The sequence below is a fragment of the Mesorhizobium sp. LNHC229A00 genome (genome assembly GCF_000502415.1).
In the GTDB taxonomy this organism is placed as follows: Bacteria; Pseudomonadota; Alphaproteobacteria; order Rhizobiales; family Rhizobiaceae; genus Mesorhizobium.
In genome coordinates this window covers 1-504 of sequence record NZ_AYWQ01000166.1, presented here as the reverse complement: position 1 = coordinate 504, position 504 = coordinate 1, and the positions used below count along the sequence as shown (strand labels likewise).

General features: G+C 64.1%; 1 protein-coding gene. It reads right to left on the bottom strand.

Annotated features, from left to right (window positions below):
* Positions 1-504, bottom strand: a 504-nt coding sequence (locus tag X742_RS01000000171295; protein ID WP_032925227.1) for an efflux RND transporter permease subunit, incomplete at both ends; no start/stop codon positions are given.

Sequence of the window (504 nt, the reverse complement as noted above, 5' to 3'; positions counted from 1 at the left end):
ATGACGACGAACAAGGTGAAGGTGTATTCGCCGGCAGCACTCGAGTTGAGTCCTATCGGGATGAAGCCCGCGACCGTCACCAGCGTGCCGGTCAGCATCGGGAAGGCGGTCGAGGTGTAGACATAGGTCGCCGCCTTGCGCAGGCTGTCGCCGACCTCCAGCCGCGCCACCATCATCTCGACCGCGATCATCGCGTCGTCGACCAGCAGCCCGAGCGCGATGATCAGAGCGCCGAGCGAAATGCGCTGCAGTGATATCCCCAGATACTCCATGACCGTGAAGGTGATGGCCAGCACCAGCGGGATCGACAGCGCCACCACGAAGCCGGCGCGCATGCCAAGGCTGATGAAAGAGACGGCAAGCACGATCGCCACCGCCTCGAACAGCGCACGCGTAAACCCTGAGACCGCCTCCTCGACGATGACAGGCTGGTCGGCCACCAGATGCACGCCGACGCCGACCGGCAGGTCGGCCAACACCTTGTTCATCTCCGCATGCAGCGCC